This window comes from Zoogloea sp. (assembly GCF_017302315.1).
Lineage (GTDB): Bacteria > Pseudomonadota > Gammaproteobacteria > Burkholderiales > Rhodocyclaceae > Zoogloea.
The window spans coordinates 1-16,588 of sequence record NZ_JAFLDT010000084.1 but is presented as its reverse complement, the minus strand read 5'-3'; the positions used below and the strand labels follow the sequence as shown (position 1 = coordinate 16,588).

The 16,588-nt window shown below is 64.4% G+C and carries 10 protein-coding genes and 1 pseudogene; 6 read left to right on the top strand and 5 right to left on the bottom strand.

Translation table 11 applies throughout. The features are described from left to right. The first annotated feature begins 326 nt into the window (after window positions 1–326). The gene (locus J0L98_RS18205) at window positions 327–3,035 is read left to right on the top strand and encodes an ATP-binding protein (RefSeq protein ID WP_296413315.1); all 2,709 of its coding nucleotides are present in this window, start codon (window positions 327–329) and stop codon (window positions 3,033–3,035) included. A gap of 46 nt (window positions 3,036–3,081) precedes the next feature. On the opposite strand, the gene J0L98_RS18200 is transcribed toward J0L98_RS18205, so the two are convergent. Continuing rightward, complete coding sequence (locus tag J0L98_RS18200; protein ID WP_296413314.1) at window positions 3,082–5,070, bottom strand: sigma-54-dependent Fis family transcriptional regulator; 1,989 nt, start codon at window positions 5,068–5,070, stop codon at window positions 3,082–3,084. Window positions 5,071–5,417: 347 nt separating this feature from the next. On the opposite strand from J0L98_RS18200, the gene J0L98_RS18195 reads away from it, so the two are divergent. The 5 genes and pseudogenes from J0L98_RS18195 (at window position 5,418) to J0L98_RS21645 (ending at window position 11,930) form a co-directional block, all read left to right on the top strand. Next, the gene (locus J0L98_RS18195) at window positions 5,418–7,565 is read left to right on the top strand and encodes a hydantoinase/oxoprolinase family protein (RefSeq protein WP_296413313.1); all 2,148 of its coding nucleotides are present in this window, start codon (window positions 5,418–5,420) and stop codon (window positions 7,563–7,565) included. Between the two features lie 11 nt (window positions 7,566–7,576). Beyond that, complete coding sequence (locus J0L98_RS18190) at window positions 7,577–9,901, top strand: hydantoinase B/oxoprolinase family protein (protein ID WP_296413312.1); 2,325 nt, start codon at window positions 7,577–7,579, stop codon at window positions 9,899–9,901. A gap of 39 nt (window positions 9,902–9,940) precedes the next feature. Further along, window positions 9,941–10,444 carry an acetone carboxylase subunit gamma gene (locus J0L98_RS18185; protein WP_296413311.1) on the top strand — a complete coding sequence of 168 codons (504 nt, stop codon included), beginning with the start codon at window positions 9,941–9,943 and terminating at the stop codon, window positions 10,442–10,444. A 94-nt stretch (window positions 10,445–10,538) separates the two neighbouring features. Next, a pseudogene (locus tag J0L98_RS21650) lies at window positions 10,539–11,213 on the top strand (CoA transferase subunit A); the annotation flags it as partial. 57 nt (window positions 11,214–11,270) lie between these two features. After that, window positions 11,271–11,930: a 3-oxoacid CoA-transferase subunit B gene (locus J0L98_RS21645; protein ID WP_365955057.1), complete on the top strand. Its 660-nt coding sequence runs from the start codon at window positions 11,271–11,273 to the stop codon at window positions 11,928–11,930. Window positions 11,931–11,992: 62 nt separating this feature from the next. On the opposite strand, the gene J0L98_RS18175 is transcribed toward J0L98_RS21645, so the two are convergent. Genes J0L98_RS18175 through J0L98_RS18160 form a run of 4 tightly spaced genes read right to left on the bottom strand, consistent with a single transcriptional unit; the run spans window position 11,993 to window position 16,335 of the window. Further along, entirely contained in the window at window positions 11,993–12,742 is a 750-nt protein-coding gene (locus J0L98_RS18175) for a DUF2894 domain-containing protein (RefSeq protein WP_296413309.1), read from the bottom strand. Continuing rightward, a complete protein-coding gene (locus tag J0L98_RS18170) occupies window positions 12,735–13,403 on the bottom strand; it encodes an OmpA family protein (RefSeq protein ID WP_296413308.1) in 669 nt (222 codons plus the stop codon). Before J0L98_RS18170 ends, J0L98_RS18175 begins: the two co-directional genes overlap by 8 nt. Before the next feature lie 2 nt (window positions 13,404–13,405). Further along, window positions 13,406–15,616: a DUF802 domain-containing protein gene (locus J0L98_RS18165; protein WP_296413307.1), complete on the bottom strand. Its 2,211-nt coding sequence runs from the start codon at window positions 15,614–15,616 to the stop codon at window positions 13,406–13,408. Further along, complete coding sequence (locus J0L98_RS18160; RefSeq protein WP_296413317.1) at window positions 15,613–16,335, bottom strand: DUF3348 domain-containing protein; 723 nt, start codon at window positions 16,333–16,335, stop codon at window positions 15,613–15,615. Before J0L98_RS18160 ends, J0L98_RS18165 begins: the two co-directional genes overlap by 4 nt. Window positions 16,336–16,588: the final 253 nt, after the last annotated feature.

The following is a 16,588-nucleotide window of genomic DNA, read 5'->3' as shown; positions in this document are numbered from 1 at the left end:
CGAGCATAGCGTCAAATATTCAACTATTTACCCCTATTCATGCGCATTTTATCCGTTCTAAACAGATATTATTGACAACCCTCCGAAGGCGTCGAACGTTCGAATCGTTTCGGGCGCGCCACAAATTTAATGGGTTGGATCGAAAGGTCCAGCCCATTTGCTTTATTGCGCACTGCACGCGTCAAGGCGGTCGCCCCGCTTGGGCACGTGCCCTCCACCAAACGGCTCAACCTTTCGTCATTGCGTCCGTAATGCCCTAATGACCTGCCGTTGCCGCAGGTGGATAGTGCAAGACAGACGGGAAGAGCCCCGGTGGAGACCCGGCAGTGAACAATCCTTCATGGCAGTCCCTGCGAACCCGGTTGGTGGCAGGGGCGCTGTGCGCGTCCGTGGTTTCGATCTGGATCGTCGCGCTGGGGATAGGGCGGTACGTCCGCTCGGACATGGAGGCCGCGATCTCCGCCCAGCAGTTCTCGACCATCTCCATCATTGCCTCGGAGATTGATCGCTCCCTCCACGAGCGCAATGAAATTCTGAACCGGCTTGCGCAACGGCTGGAGGCGGTGCCGAACGCAAACGCCGACCACATCCAGTCAATGCTTGAGGCTCAGGCCGGTGTCGAAGCGCTCTTCAACTGGGGCGTGGTCGTTGTGGACGCAGAAGGTATCGCTCTGGCTAGCGTACCCGCCCATCTTGAGCGCGTGGGGACAGCCTACGGGGACCGGGCTTTCTTCCAGACCTTGCGCACAACGCTGACACCCATCATTACTCCACCCATGGTCGGACGCAGGACCGGTGTGCCCGTGATCACGTTCGCGGTCCCGATCCGGGGTGCAGACAAGCGCTTCCGTGGCGCGGTGCTAGGTGTCACGAACCTGCTCGAACCCAACTTCCTGGACCAGATCAGTCGAGCAAAGTACGGGCACACCGGGGACTTCGTGATCACGGACAGCAGGACCCGGACCTACATCGCTTCGTCCGACAAACGCCGGGTCATGGGGGCAGGCCCTACGGCGGGTGTGAATCCTATCTACGACAAATACATCGCCGGACATGAAGGCTCAGGTATCGCGGTCAGTTCCCGCGGTGAGGAGGAGCTCTCTTCATCTGTCAGGATTGGCCAGACAGCCTGGCTCATGCAATCGGTACTGCCGACCCAGGAGGCATTCTTGGTGGCACGTCAGATACAGGTGCGACTTGTGGTGGCAGCCTTGGTGCTGACGCTTCTGACCGGGTGGGTTGCGTGGTGGTGGGTACGCCGCCAGCTACGGCCACTCGAGAAATCGGCCGTACTGTTGGAAGAGATGCGCCAGGGTCATCGGCCACGGGAGGCATTGCCCGTCGAACGGGACGATGAGATCGGCAAGCTGGCCAATGCCTTCAACGGACTGCTCAAGGCCATTCTGGATCAGGAATCCCTGCTTACGCGCGTGGCCGCCACCGAACAGGTGCGCAAGATCCTGACCCACGTTCCCGGAATGGTCTTCAAGTACCACCAACTACCGGACGGAAGCGGTGCGTTTCCCTTTGCCAGCGAAGCCGTGCGCAGCCTCTACGGGGTCAGCTCGGAGACCGTGGAGAACAACGCCTTGAGTATCCGCAAGCTGCTTGTAGAGGAGGACCGTGACCGATTCTTTGCCTCCCTCCACCAGTCCGCCGACACCATGCAACGCTGGCTCGTCGATTACCGCATCCAGCTGGAGAACGGGCCGCTCAAGTGGTTGCACGTGGATGCGATGCCGGAGCGGAGTGACGATGGCGGCACGGTGTGGTACGGGTTTGTCACGGATGTGACCGCCACCAAGACACTCGAGCACGAGCTGGACATGCACCGGGCGCACCTGGAGGAGCTCGTCCAGAAGCGCACCGAGGAGCTCGAAACAGCGCGCAACGCGGCCGAAACGGCGAACATCGCGAAGAGCACCTTCCTGGCCAACATGAGTCACGAGATCCGAACACCGCTGAACGCCATCACGGGCATGGCCTACTTGATGCAGAAGTCCGGCGCGACGCCCGAGCAGACCGATCGCCTCAACAAGATCGCCGCCGCCAGTGGGCACCTGCTGGAGATCATCGATTCGATCCTGGATCTCTCGAAAATCGAAGCGGGCAAACTGACTCTTGGGGCTGAACCCATCCACCTGCAGACCTTGCTCGACAACGTGGTGTCAATCATGAACGACCGGGCCACGAGCAAGGGGATCCACCTGAAGGCGGACACGGTTGCGGGTCTGCCGGGTGTCATCGGTGACGGCACGCGACTGCGCCAGGCACTGCTCAATTACGTGGGTAACGCCATCAAGTTCACCCAGCAGGGCGCTGTCACCGTAAGGGCTCGCCTTGAGGGGGACGACGGCACCAGCGTGAGCGTGCGTTTCGAGGTGGAAGACACGGGGATCGGCATTCCACCCGCTGCGATCGGCAAGATCTTTCACGCCTTTGAGCAGGCAGACAGCTCCACCACGCGGGAATACGGCGGCACCGGCCTGGGCCTGGCAATCACCCAGCGCCTCGCCGAGCTGATGGGCGGGGAAGTCGGGGTCAGCAGCACGCCGGGCCAGGGCAGCACCTTCTGGCTGACGGCTCGGCTGCAACATTGTGCCCCACCCGGGATGAGCACCGAGCTGACGGATCTGGCCCAGATTGAGGCAAGGCTGCTGGCCATCAGCCCGGGCAAGTGTGTTCTGCTGGTGGAAGACGAACCCGTGTGTCAGATGGTGGCGGAGGAGCTTCTGTCCAACATGGGGCTGGCCGTCGATACCGCCGATGACGGCCAGCAAGCTGTCCGGATGGCGGCGGAAAAGACCTACGACGTGATACTGATGGACATGCAGATGCCCAGGATGGACGGGCTCGCTGCCACACGTGGCATTCGCCGGCATCCCGGTTGCCAGTCCGTTCCCATCCTGGCCATGACGGCAAATGTCTTCAGTGAAGATCGCGCCAATTGCATGGCTGCTGGCATGAACGACTTCCTGCCCAAACCGGTCGTGCCCGATCGACTCTACGCCATGTTGCTCCACTGGTTGGACTGAAAGTCAGCAGGAGGCTCTCCTGCCCGATGGCTCTGGTGTCCCTAGGCTAATGTCTCGCCTCCCGGGCACGGATGGCGGCCAGCTTGACGTAGAGGGTACTCCGCGAGATCCCCAGGGTACGCGCCGCCAGAGACATATTGCCGTGGGCATGGGCGATGGCGTCCACCACGGCCTGATGCTCGACCTGCTCGAGGCGCCCCGTTCCCACTGCCGCACAGGGCAGCCCCTCGGGATGCTCGGCCAGTGCCCGGGCAATGGCCGTTGGCAATTGGGCGGCATCGATACGCTCCCCATCGCTGAGGGCAAACATGGCCTCGAACACGTTGCGGAGCTCACGGATGTTGCCGGGCCAGCGATAGCATTGGAATGCCCGGCGGACCGCCGGATTCAGCGCCTTCGGAGCGCAGCCGTACTTGGCCGCCAGGCTCCGATTGAGATGTTCCACGATGGTGTCGATATCACCGGGACGCTCCCGCAGAGCCGGCAGACTCAGGCTCACGGCGCACAGCCGGTGATAAAGGTCCTCCCGGAAGCGTCCGGCTTCGACTTCGGTCAGCAGGTCCCGGTTGGTGGCCGCCACAATGCGGACCGCCACCTTGCGCTGACGGACATCCCCCAGCCGTACCACCTGCCCGTCCTGGAGTACCCGCAGCAGGTGGGGCTGCAGGTCGAGGGGCATCTCGCCCACTTCATCGAGAAACAGTGTCCCCCCGTCGGCCTGCTCAAACTTTCCTGCCAGACCACCCCGGCGGGCGCCCGTGAAGGCGCCCTCGACGTAGCCGAAGAGCTCGCTGGCCAGGAGCTCCCGCGTCAGGGCACCACAATTGACGGCCACGAAGGGACCACCCGGCCGGCCTCCCGCCCCATGCAGGGCGCGGGCAAAGAGCTCCTTGCCAGCGCCGGTCTCGCCCAGCAGCAATACGGGAAGATCGAGGGGCGCAATCCGCCGCGCACGCGCCTTGGACGCCTGCAACACCTCGCTCTCGCCGATGATCTCGGCAAAGGCATCCGTCGCCCCATCGCCAACCGCAACGGCCCGCGCCGATGACGACGGGGCCCGGTGGCCGCCGGCCCCCAGGGGAATCACCAGCAGCGTCCCGAGCACCGTTTCCCCCTCCTTCACAGGGTGCAGCCATTCGGGCTGCAGCCAGGCTGGCCGGGCCCGCTGGCGGTCTGCCTCGGCAAGGCCCAGATTGAGGGCCACCAGCTGGGCGCCAACCTCGAAGGGCAGCCGTACGCCGTGGTGCTCCCGCGCCGCCTGCACGCTACCCGAGGTCCGCACCACCCGGCCACGGGTGTCACACAGCATCAGGCAATCGCTGCCGTAGCGGATGAAATCATCCATGGCCCGGGCCAGCAGGCGGGCATGCAGGATGCCGTCACGCCGGGCCAGCTCGCCTTCAATCTGTTTGGCCGCGGCCATCACCAAGGCCAGGCTGTGGCCATGGAAGGTCTCCTTGACCCCGGACACATCCACCACCCCCAGGAGGTTCCGGCCCAGGGGGTCGAGGATGGGCGCCGCCGCGCAGGTCCATCGTTTGACGTCGACACAGAAGTGCTCGCTGGCGTGGATCTGCACCGGCGTACCCGTGGCAATTGCGGTGCCGATGGCATTGGTCCCGATCAGCTCCTCATTCCAGCAACCGCCCGTCGCCAGATTGACGCCCTCCCCCGCGCTGCGGGCCCGTGACTCTCCATTGAGTTCAAGAATGGTGCCTCCAGGGTCGGTGAGCATGATCAGGGAGCCACACTCCCGGAGGATGTCCCGCAACCCATCCAGGACCGGACGGGCCGCATCGCACAGCTCCCGGTGCTCCCCGAGCAACTGGTGCACCCGCTCATGGGCCACCGAGGGCGCACAGCGGCTCTCCGGATTGACCGCCTCGGAGCGGCAGCGCTGCCAGGAATTCAGCACCACGCTGCGCACCCCACCGACCTGCACCGACTGATGCTGCAGGAAGCGCTCCCAGGCGGTCGCCACGACGTGTTCGTCACCGATCCGGGGAATCAGGGTACCGCAGTGGGAAAAGGGCATGGGGCACTCGGACAGGCAGGTTGAAAGAACGTCGGACCTCTCTGGATAAGCTAGCTTCATTGCACCATTAAGTCAATAAATCTTCTTTTATATCAATAACTTGTGCGACGCAACAGAAGCCCCGGAAAGTGTCCGGATTCCGGACACCGGACAGCCCGATTCGGGATTCCGGACAGATTGACCCCGCTTTCAGCCCCTTCCTCCGGCGCCCAGTCAGATCGCGGAGAGCCTTGCAGCACAAGGCCTTCCGCTCGCTCTCCGGCTGCTGCCGGCCGCCCTGGCCCGCCCTTTGCCATGAATGAGGCGTGGCGCTTCGCACCACACACACCAATGACAGGAGACACGACATGCAAGTCCAGCAGTCAAACGTGCAGGTGATGGGCATCGATGCCGGAGGCACGATGACCGACACCTTCTTCGTCCGCGCCGACGGGCGCTTCGTCGTCGGCAAGGCACAGAGCAATCCCGGCGACGAATCCCTGGCCATCTACAACTCCTCGGTCGATGCCCTGGCGCACTGGGGCCGCGAGGTGGACGACGTCTATCCGGAACTGGTCACCTGCGTCTATTCCGGCACCGCCATGCTCAACCGCATCCTGATGCGCAAGGGCCTGGACGTCGGCCTCATCTGCAACCGGGGCTTCGAGCAGATCCACTCCATGGGCCGCGCCCTGCAGAGCTACCTGGGCTACGCCCTGGAAGACCGCATCCACCTCAACACCCACCGCTACGACGAGCCGCTGGTGCCGGTGTCGCGCACCCGCGGCGTCACCGAACGCACCGACGTGCAGGGCCGCATCGTCATTCCCTTGCGTGAGGACGAGGTGCGCCAGGCCACCCGCGAGTTGGTCGAAGCCGGCGCCCAGGCCGTCGTCATCTGCCTACTGCAGTCCCACAAGAACGAGACCAGCGAGCAGCGCGCCCGCGACATCGTGCGGGAGGAACTGCAGCGCCTGAAATCCGACATCCCGGTGTTCGCCTCGGTGGATTACTACCCCTCGCGCAAGGAAAGCCACCGGATGAACACCACCATCCTCGAGGCCTACGGCGCCGAGCCCTCCCGCCAGACCCTGAAGAAGGTCAGCGACCGCTTCAAGAAGCACGGCGCCAAGTTCGACCTGCGGGTCATGGCCACCCACGGCGGCACCATCAGCTGGAAGGCCAAGGAGCTGGCCCGCACCATCGTCTCCGGCCCCATCGGCGGGGTCATCGGCTCCAAGCTGCTGGGCGAGTACCTGGGTGACGAGAACATCGCCTGCTCCGACATCGGCGGCACCAGCTTCGACGTGGCGCTGATCACCAAGGGCAGCTTCGCCATCAAGTCCGACCCCGACATGGCCCGCCTGGTGCTGTCCCTGCCGCTGGTGGCGATGGACTCGGTGGGCGCCGGTGCCGGCAGCTTCGTGCGCCTCGACCCCTACAGCAAGTCGATCAAGCTCGGCCCCGACTCCGCCGGCTACCGGGTCGGCACCTGCTGGCCGGAGAGCGGGCTGGACACGGTGTCGGTGTCCGACTGCCACGTGGTGCTGGGCTACCTCAACCCGGACAACTTCCTGGGCGGCGCCATCAAGCTCGACGTACAGCGCGCCCGCGACCATATCAAGGCGCAGATCGCCGACCCGCTCGGCCTGTCGGTGGAAGACGCCGCCGCCGGCGTGATCGAGCTGCTCGACCTCACCCTGTCCGAATACCTGCGCGCCAACATCAGCGCCAAGGGCTACAACCCCGCCGAGTTCACCTGCTTCTCCTACGGCGGCGCCGGCCCGGTGCACACCTACGGCTACACCGAAGGCGTCGGCTTCAAGGACGTGGTGGTGCCCGCCTGGGCCGCCGGCTTCTCGGCCTTCGGCTGCGCCTGCGCCGACTTCGAATACCGCTACGACAAGTCGGTGGATCTGGGTGTCGCCCAGTTCGCCCCCGACACCCAGAAGGCCGCCGCCTGCACCACCCTGCAGGCCGCCTGGGAAGAGCTGGCCGTCAAGGTCATCGATGAGTTCGTCATCAACGGCTTCAAACCCGAAGATGTGATGCTGATCCCCGGCTACAAGATGCAGTACATGGGCCAGCTCAACGACCTGGAGATCGTCTCGCCGGTGAGCAGCGCCGGCACGGCCGCCGACTGGGACAAGATCGTCGACAGCTTCGAGACCACCTACGGTCGCGTCTATGCCAGCTCGGCCCGCTCGCCGGAGCTGGGCTTCTCGATCACCGGCGCCATCCTGCGCGGCATGGTCGTGACCCAGAAGCCGGTACTGCCCGAAGACCCCGACGCCGGCCCGACGCCACCGCAGGAGGCCTTCCTCGGCACCCGCCCCTTCTACCGTCACAAGAAGTGGGTCGAGGCCGCCCTGTGGAAGATGGAATCCCTGAAGGCCGGCAACCACATCGTTGGCCCCGCCATCATCGAATCCGATGCCACCACCTTCGTCGTGCCCGATGGCTTTGAAACCACCATCGACAAGCACCGCCTGTTCCATCTCAAAGAAGTGAAGTGAGGAGACCAATCATGAACATGATGAGCAACAAGGAAATCGGCATCGGCAACCTGCTGGCCAGCGGCCTGACCCTCAAGCAGCACCGCGACGCCATCATCGAACGCACCCAGAGCAGCGGCTACTACAACGGGCTGGAGAAGCTGGAGCTGCGCGACAGTGACCCGATCGGCTACGAGAAGCTCTTCTCCAAGCTGCGCGGCGGCCTGGTGCATGCCCGCGAAACCGCCAAGAAGATCGCCGCCAGCCCCATCGTCGAGCAGGAAGGCGAGCTCTGCTTCACCCTCTACAACGCCGCCGGCGACTGCGTCCTGACCTCCACCGGCATCATCATCCACGTCGGTACCATGGGCGCGGCGATCAAGTACATGATCGAGAACAACTGGGAAGCCAACCCGACCATCAACCCCGGTGACATGTTCACCACCAACGACTGCGCCATCGGCAACGTCCACCCCTGCGACATCGCCACCATCGTGCCGATCTTCTGGGAAGGCAAGCTGATCGGCTGGGTCGGCGGCGTCACCCACGTCATCGACACCGGCTCGGTGACCCCCGGCTCCATGTCCACCGGCCAGACCCAGCGCTTCGGCGACGGCTACATGATCACCTGCCGCAAGACCGGCGTGAACGACGAGCCCCTGCGCGACTGGCTGCATGAGTCCCAGCGCTCGGTACGCACCCCCAAGTACTGGATCCTCGACGAGAAGACCCGGATCGCCGGTTGCCACATGATCCGCGAGTTGGTCGAGGACGTGATCCGCGCCGACGGCCTCGACGCCTACATGAAGTTCTCCCACGAGGTCATCGAGGAAGGCCGCCGCGGCCTGATGAGCCGCATCAAGGCCATGACCCTGCCCGGCAAGTACCGCAAGGTGTCCTTCGTCGATGTGCCCTACAAGCATGACGACGTGCAGGTCTCCAACGCCTTCGCCAAGCTCGACTCGATCATGCACTCGCCCTGCGAGATGACCATCAAACCGGACGGCAAGTGGCGGCTCGACTTCGAAGGCGCCAGCCGCTGGGGCTGGCACACCTTCAACGCCCACCAGGTGGCCTTCACCTCGGGCATCTGGGTGATGATGTGCCAGACCCTGGTGCCCACCCAGCGCATTAACGACGGCGCCTACTACGCCACCGAGTTCCGCCTGCCCAAGGGCACCTGGTGCAACCCGGACGACCGCCGCACCGGCCACGCCTACGCCTGGCACTTCCTGGTCTCCGGCTGGGCCGCCCTGTGGCGCGGCCTGTCCCAGTCCTATTTCAGCCGCGGTTACCTGGAGGAGGTCAACGCCGGCAACGCCAACACCTCCAACTGGCTGCAGGGCGGTGGCATCAACCAGGACGGCGAGATCCACGCAGTGAACAGCTTCGAGGCCAGCTCCTGCGGCACCGGCGCCTGCGCCGTCAAGGACGGCCTCAACCACGCCGCCGCCATCTGGAACCCGGAAGGCGACATGGGTGACATCGAGATCTGGGAAATGGCCGAGCCGCTGCTCTACCTCGGCCGCAACGTCAAGGCCAACTCCGGCGGCTACGGCAAGTACCGGGGCGGCTGCGGCTTCGAGACCCTGCGCATGGTGTGGAACGCCCAGGACTGGACCATGTTCTTCATGGGCAACGGCTTCATGAACAGCGACTGGGGGATGATGGGCGGCTACCCCTCTGCCACCGGCTACCGCTTCGAAGCCCACAAGACCGGCCTCAAGGAGCGCATCGCCATCGGTGACTCCCTGCCCCTCGGCGGCGACCTCGACCCGTCCCGCCCCGACTACGAGCGCCACCTGGATGCCACCGCCGTGGTCAAGCGCGACAAGCAGTGCATCACCACCGAAGACTGCTACGACAACCACGACCTCTACCTCAACTACCTGCGCGGCGGCCCCGGCTTCGGCGACCCCATCGACCGCGAGCCGAAGGCCATCGAGAACGACCTCAACCAGAAGTTCCTGCTGCCGGAGTACGCCCAGAAGGTCTATGGCGCGGTGTTCAGCCAGGACGCCAAGGGCGTGTTCACGGTGGATCCGGCCCTGACCCAGGCCCGCCGTGCCGAGATCCGCAAGGAACGCCTGGCCCGCGCCCTGCCGACCCGCGAGTGGATGAAGGAAGAACGCGAACGCATCCTCAACAAGCACGCCGCCGTGCAGGTGCAGCACATGTTCGCCACCAGCTTCGCCCTGTCGGAGAAGTTCACCCAGCAGTTCAAGACCTTCTGGAACCTGCCGGCCGACTGGCAGGTTCTGGAAGAGGAGCTGGGCGTGCCGACCTACGGCTCCAAGCACCGTATGGACCTCTCCCTGATGCCCGACGTCACCACCGTCGTCCAGGTCGAAGAATGACCGCCCGCCCCACCGACACCCCGAATCAAGGAGCACGCAATGTCATACACGAATGAACAGGTCAGCCATCTGGTCGAAGGCACGCTGGACTGGGAGACCACCTTCCGCATGCTGTCCATGCCCAAGGACAACAGCCGCTTCGAGCAATACGTCGCCGCCCTTCAGGCCAAGGTCGGCTTCAAGGACCGCATCGTCCTGCCCTTGGCCCCGCACATGTACATCGTGCAGTCGGCCACCACCAAGCAGTGGATCATCAAGTGCGACTGCGGCCACGAGTTCTGCGACTACAGGGAGAACTGGAAGCTGCACGCCGCGATCTACGTGCGCGACACCGAGGAGGCGATGACCGAGGTCTATCCCAAGCTGATGGCCCCGGACACCCAGTGGCAGGTCTACCGGGAGTACTACTGCCCCACCTGCGGCACCCTTCACGACGTCGAGGCACCGACTCCGTGGTATCCGGTGATCCATGACTTCGAGCCGGACATCGAAGCCTTCTATAAGGAATGGGTGCATCTGCCCGTGCCCGAGCGCGCCGACTGAGGCCCCCCAAGGCCTGGACCGGGGCGGCGGCCGGATCTCCCGGCAACCGCCCCACAGCGGAACACATCCAACAGCACATCGGGGACTGCACCCAATGAACAAGGTATTCCCAACGAGCGACGCCGCCCTCGACGGCCTCCTCTTCGACGGCATGACCATCGCCGCTGGCGGCTTCGGCCTGTGTGGCATCCCGGAGAACCTCATCGCCGCGCTGCTGCGCGCCGGTACCCGCGGACTGACCATCGTCGGCAACAACGCCGGGGTGGACGACTTCGGCATGGGCCCGCTGCTCAAGACGCGTCAGGTGAAGAAGGTGGTCGCCTCCTATGTGGGCGAAAACAAGGAGTTCGAGCGCCAGGTCCTGGCCGGGGAACTGGAGCTGGAACTGGTCCCCCAAGGCACCCTGGCCGAAAGGCTGCGGGCCGGCGGTGCCGGCATTCCCGGCTTCTTCACTCGCACCGCCTTCGGCACACGGCTCGCGGAAGGCAAGGAAACCCGCCTCTTCGACGGCCGCGAATACGTGCTCGAACCTGCCATCCACGCCGACCTGGCCATCGTCAAGGCCTGGAAGGGCGACCGCGCCGGCAATCTGGTCTTCCGCAAGACCGCGCGCAACTTCAACCCGATGATCGCCACCTGCGGCCGCACGACCATCGCCGAGGTCGAGGAGTTGGTTGAGCCCGGCCAGCTGGACCCCGACCAGATCCACACCCCCGGCATCTACGTGGACCGCATCATCCAGGGCAACGCCTACGAAAAGCGCATCGAGTTCCGCACCACGGCGGGTGCCGCCTCCCTGAGCAAGCACGACCCGGTACGCGAGGCCATGGCCCGGCGTGCCGCCCAGGAACTGCGCAACGGCTATTACGTGAACCTGGGCATCGGCATTCCGACCCTGGTCGCCAATTACATTCCCGATGGCATGCAGGTGACCCTGCAGTCGGAGAATGGTCTGCTCGGCATTGGCCCCTTTCCGCCGGACGAGGACATCGACCCGGACCTCATCAACGCCGGCAAGCAGACCATCACCAGTCTGCCGGGCAGCAGCTTCTTCTCCAGTGCCGACTCCTTTGCCATGATTCGTGGCGGGCATGTGGACCTGTCCATCCTCGGCGGCCTGGAAGTCTCGGCTACCGGTGACCTGGCCAACTGGATGGTGCCCGGCAAGATGGTCAAGGGCCCCGGTGGTGCCATGGATCTGGTCTCCGGCGTCGGACGCGTGATCGTGCTGATGGAACATACCGCCCGGGACGGCACGCCCAAGATCCGCTCTCAATGCACGCTGCCCCTGACCGGCAAGGGGGTGGTCCACATGATCATCACCGAGCTTTGCGTGTTTGAGGTCAATCCGGGGGTTGGACTCACCCTGATCGAACTGCAACCCGGCGTCAGCCTGGATGAGGTGCGCGCCAGGACCGGCTGTCCCTTCTCCGTGCGCCACGGCATGGCCTGGCGCCTGGCTGCGGATTTCGACGTCTGTCAGTAAAACCGGCTTTGCGGCGAGGGGCGGCCCGCAGGCACGGGCAGATCCCCTTCGGGGGCAAGCACTCAGCCGGGCCTGGCGCGCCCCGGCTTTCGCCCCTTGTCGCGCTCGCCCCGCGCCGTGGCCGCCCTGGGCGCTACCTTTGGCGCCGGCTTGCTCTGGCTGTCCGCCTGCTCCAGCCAGAGCAAGCCGTCCACATACGACATGAAGTGCTGAAGGTACTCGGGCGAGGTATCCCGCATCAGTTCGAGGGATTGCAGCGCCAGGATATGGGAGTTGAGGGGGCCGGCGTTGTCGGGGGCCTGGGCCAGGGCCGAGCTGAGTTGCTGGTTGATGCTGAGTTTCAGCCAAGCGTCCCGGAAGCAGGCTACCGATCTCAGCTCATCAGTGGACGCATGCACCTCCGCACCTGCCTCGCGCCCTGCTCCAGGTGGCGCCTCGCGAGGGAGCTGGCGTAGCTGGTCCAGGAGTTCTCCAAACATGCGGGCGCCCTGACCTGGGCGAAGCCTGGCCAAGGTGTGTTTCAGGCGCCGGAAATCACCCTCGTGATGGCAGCAGTTCAGTTCGTCAGCGGCATCGGGATGATCGTTTATCGCAAGCGCGAGATCGTCGGCCGCCACCGCGCGTGCCTGCTCGAAACGCGCGCGATAATCCTCCAGAGCGGCGTTCAGCTTGCCCTCGAGCAGGCGTCTGGCCTCGCCCTGGCGCGACGCGGTGCGGCTGGCCAGGGCCTCGATGAACCGAAAGCGGACCGGATCGAAGCGGGCCGCGCCCTGCAGACGCAGGGCCTGCAGAACACCATCGACTTCAGTCACGGGACGCCGCCGCCGGCCCCGAGGGGGTGCCTGCACTCCCCTTGGACGATTTGGGCACAGGCGCCATCTCCACCCGCCGGTTCTGCGAACGCCCCTGGGCATCGGCATTGGACGCCACCGGCTGCTCGGGTCCGAAGGCGGCAGCAAAGATGGATGAGGACGGGATTCCCTCCTCGATCAGTGTTCGGGTGACGGTCAGCGCCCGCTGGGCCGACAACTCCCAATTGTCTTCAAACTGGCGGTTGCTGTCGCGCACCGGCCGGTCATCGGTGAAACCACTGACCATCAGCATCTCGTCACGGGTGCCGAGGTAGGCCGTCAGTGGCGCAGCCAGGGTCTTGAGGAGCACCCGGCCTTCCGGCTGCAGCTGATCCGAATTGAGGGCAAACAGCACGCTGCCGCTGATGCCGATGCGCCCGTTGTTCAGGGTTACCCGGCCCGAAGCCAGGGGCCCCGCCAGGGCTTGCTCCAGGGCCACTCGGCGTTGCTCCTCGACCTTGCGCTTCTGCACCTCGGTCTCCAGGCTGCTTGCCAGTTCCAGATGCACGCCGAGCACACCCACCAGGATCAGCACGAACGCGCCGAGCAGACCCGACATCAGGTCACCGAATACAGCCCAGATTGGCGCAGCGTGCTCGATGCCGCCGTCGATCTCGTCCATGCTCACGCCCCGCCGGCCATGGGCGCGGTTCTCCCGGCCAGCCCCTGCAGATCCTCGATGACCTGCTTCTGCGACATGATGCTCAGGTCGATGACCTCCCGCGCCTGGGCCACGTAATAGGCGAGTTGCTCATCGCTCCTGGCCATTGACGCCGACAGGGCCTCCTCGATGCGCCCCAGTGCATCCATCAACTTCTCGTTGGATTCACTGAACAGATGAACCCCATGCCCAAAGGCTTCGCTCAGGCTCGACACCTCGACCGCACCAAGCTCAATCTGCGCCGCGATGCTGCTCATCCGCCCCGACTCCGCCTCCATCCGCGATTCGAACCGGGTACCAACACGTTCCAGCAGCTCTGCGGACGTGCCGACCAGGGCGTCAATGGCCTGCCGCTGATCGGTGGAAGCGTGCGTGATGGCATCCAGCAGGGCGCCTAGCGTCTCCATGATGCGGGTGCGCTCCTGGAGCATCGCGTTGTCGCGCGCCATGCTGGCGGAAAGCTCTTGACGCAGCTGGGCAATCACCTCTGCCGCAGCTTTGGGGGCCTCGGACGCGGTCTGCATCAAGCGTGCAACTTCTTCGATGGTTCGGGTCGCCTGAGCCGCGGTCGTGGCCCCAATCTGCCGTGCGCTCTCTTCCAGCGCAGTGAGTAACCCTAGCTGGCGACCGTGGGCCTGCTCGCCCGCAGCCTGCCACCCCTTCTGCAGGGTTGAGGCCATCGACTCCACCACCTGCGTGAGCGCATCAAGGCGCTGTTGATCCTGGGCCGCCGAGGCCTCCTGCATCTCCGCATGGGAGGCCCCCACCGAGGCCAACAGGCTGGCAGACGTTTGCTCGAAATGCCCGACGGTGGCCGCGAGCGCCGCCTGCGTCTCACGCCCCATGCTGATGCTGCTTTGTTCGTGCCGACCGAGCACCTCGGACCAGCTTGCGCTTGCCTGGGTGGCTGTTCGTTCGAAGCGGTTGCTCAGCTCTTCCAACTGGCTCTGCGTGGCCTGCGTCAACCCCGCGTGCAGGGCTTTTGTCTCGTCCGCCAGCGTCCTGGTGACGCTGGCCAGATCTGCCTGCAGCGCGCCATGCGTGCGCTCGACCGTCGCCAGCAAGGACGCGGACTGCCTCTCGAAGGTGTCCGTATGGGCGGTAAGGGTCTGCTTCAGCTCGCTGTTCAATGCATCGCCGGTCTGCTCGTGCCGCACCAGCGCACGTGTCCACGTTTCGGAGACAGTGCTCACCGAGCTCTCAAAGCGGGCCGAAACACCGTCGAGCTGCGCCTCGACCGTGCTGGCGAGCTTCTGATACAAGGTGGCCGTCTCCTGTGCAATGCCGGACATGGTCGTCTCCACCGCCGGACGAATGGTATCGCCGGCAATCCGGGCACTTTCCATCAGGCTGTGCTTGAGTGAGGCGTCCACGGATGCAGCGAGCTCGGAGTAGATCACCCGGGCTTCCCTGTGATGGCTTTCCTGGCTGGCCAACAGGCGCTCACCCAGCTGCTGGCTGTGTCGCTCCATCTGCTCCATCATTCCATGGAGCTTGTCCACGACGCTGGGCAGCGCCTGGGCCTGCATCTGCAGGGCCTTGAATGTCTCCTGCCGCTGATGTGCCATGGAAAATTCCCGAAGCACCGTTGCAATGCGGGAATCAAGCACCTGTGAGACCTGCAGCCGCTCACGCCGGCACAGGGTCGACATCAGCCCGAGCAGGGCCGACGCAGCGACCCCCGCCACGGACGTCCCGAAAGCCACCCCGAGGCCCTTCACCGGCGCGGCAAGGGACGCCCGGATGGTCTGCAGGTCGGTCGTGCTCTCCAGGGCCAGAACCGCGCCATTGAGGGTCACCACCATCCCCAGGAAGGTTCCCAACATGCCCAGCAGGACGAGAAGTCCAACCAGATAGGGCGTCACCGATGGTGCAGGCAATCCCACCCGCTCACCGTCGACACGCAGACGCACGGCGTTATGCAGGGAGGGGTGAAAGGTGAGGATCCAACTATCGAGAGTCTGCAGGCCGTCCGGAATGGACGCCAATGCCTGCGACAAGGACGCAGTCGCCAGATTGAAACGCCTCAGCTCGAGCGCACCCGCAAGATAGACCACGCCGATCAGCAAGGTCATCAGCAGCGCCAGCGGGCTGCCCCCGACATAGCCCACCGCCACCCAGGCGATGACTACCAATCCCAGGAAGAAGGCCCCCCAATACATGCTGTTTTTCATCGTTGCCCTGTACCTTCCTTATCTAGCGCCTCCAGGAGCCCGAGTGCCGGCTGCAAACGAAGATCCAGTTCCGCAAACAATACGGCCTGCACATCCCTGCAGAACGCTGCCAGCCAGATGCCGGGTGCCGGATCATCGCCACCCTCCGTAGCCTGGGTCATGAGCATCTCAAAGCGCTTGCCGAGAACAGTCGGCAAAGCCGCCAGCAGCCCCCGCTCACGTACGCCAAGTGCTCGCTCAAGTTCTCCATCCAGCGCAGCCAGACGCCTCAAGGCAGGAGAACACGTCGACGCCACCATGCGCACCTGAGTACGCAAATTGGCAGCCGCCGTCTGCATGCTTCGCTGATGGGCGAGATAAGACCGGTGGTAAGGGATGAACTCGACGGCGCTCTCAGTAGAGAAATGTGCTGACGCGGCGACCGTGCTGGGATCTAGCTGCTTGTCCGAACGAATCGCATCCATGAGGGATGCGCGAACGCGGTCAAACTCAGCGCGCAATCCAGCCACATCCATACCCTCGCCACTCAGATCCATTCCGTCCGACGAGCCGCCATGCAATACGGAATAGAGCGAGATCGCATCCTTGAAATCCAGCCATTGGCCCAATCTGTCACCGAGTGACTGCCGCGATTCGGCAAGATCCGCCACCGCAATATCCTCAAGCACTCGAATGAGTCTGGAGCGATGAAAACGCCCGCGCGGCACAGCTCGCGTCATACCAGAAGCTACCATCCAAAAATCCGACAAGGCTACTACAGAAGTCGAGACCGGCATTCCGGCGCAGGGGCCGAAGGTTCAAACTATGGGAGGGACTTTGACGAGCGAATACTGGTGCTGTCCTTTAAAAGCCAAACCCCCTGTCGCTGATGTAGCGCAGGGGGTTTGATGGGGTAAGTCTGACGATGACCTACTTTCACGCACGGCTGTGCACTATCATTGGCGCGGTCTCGTTTCACTGTCCTGTTCGGGA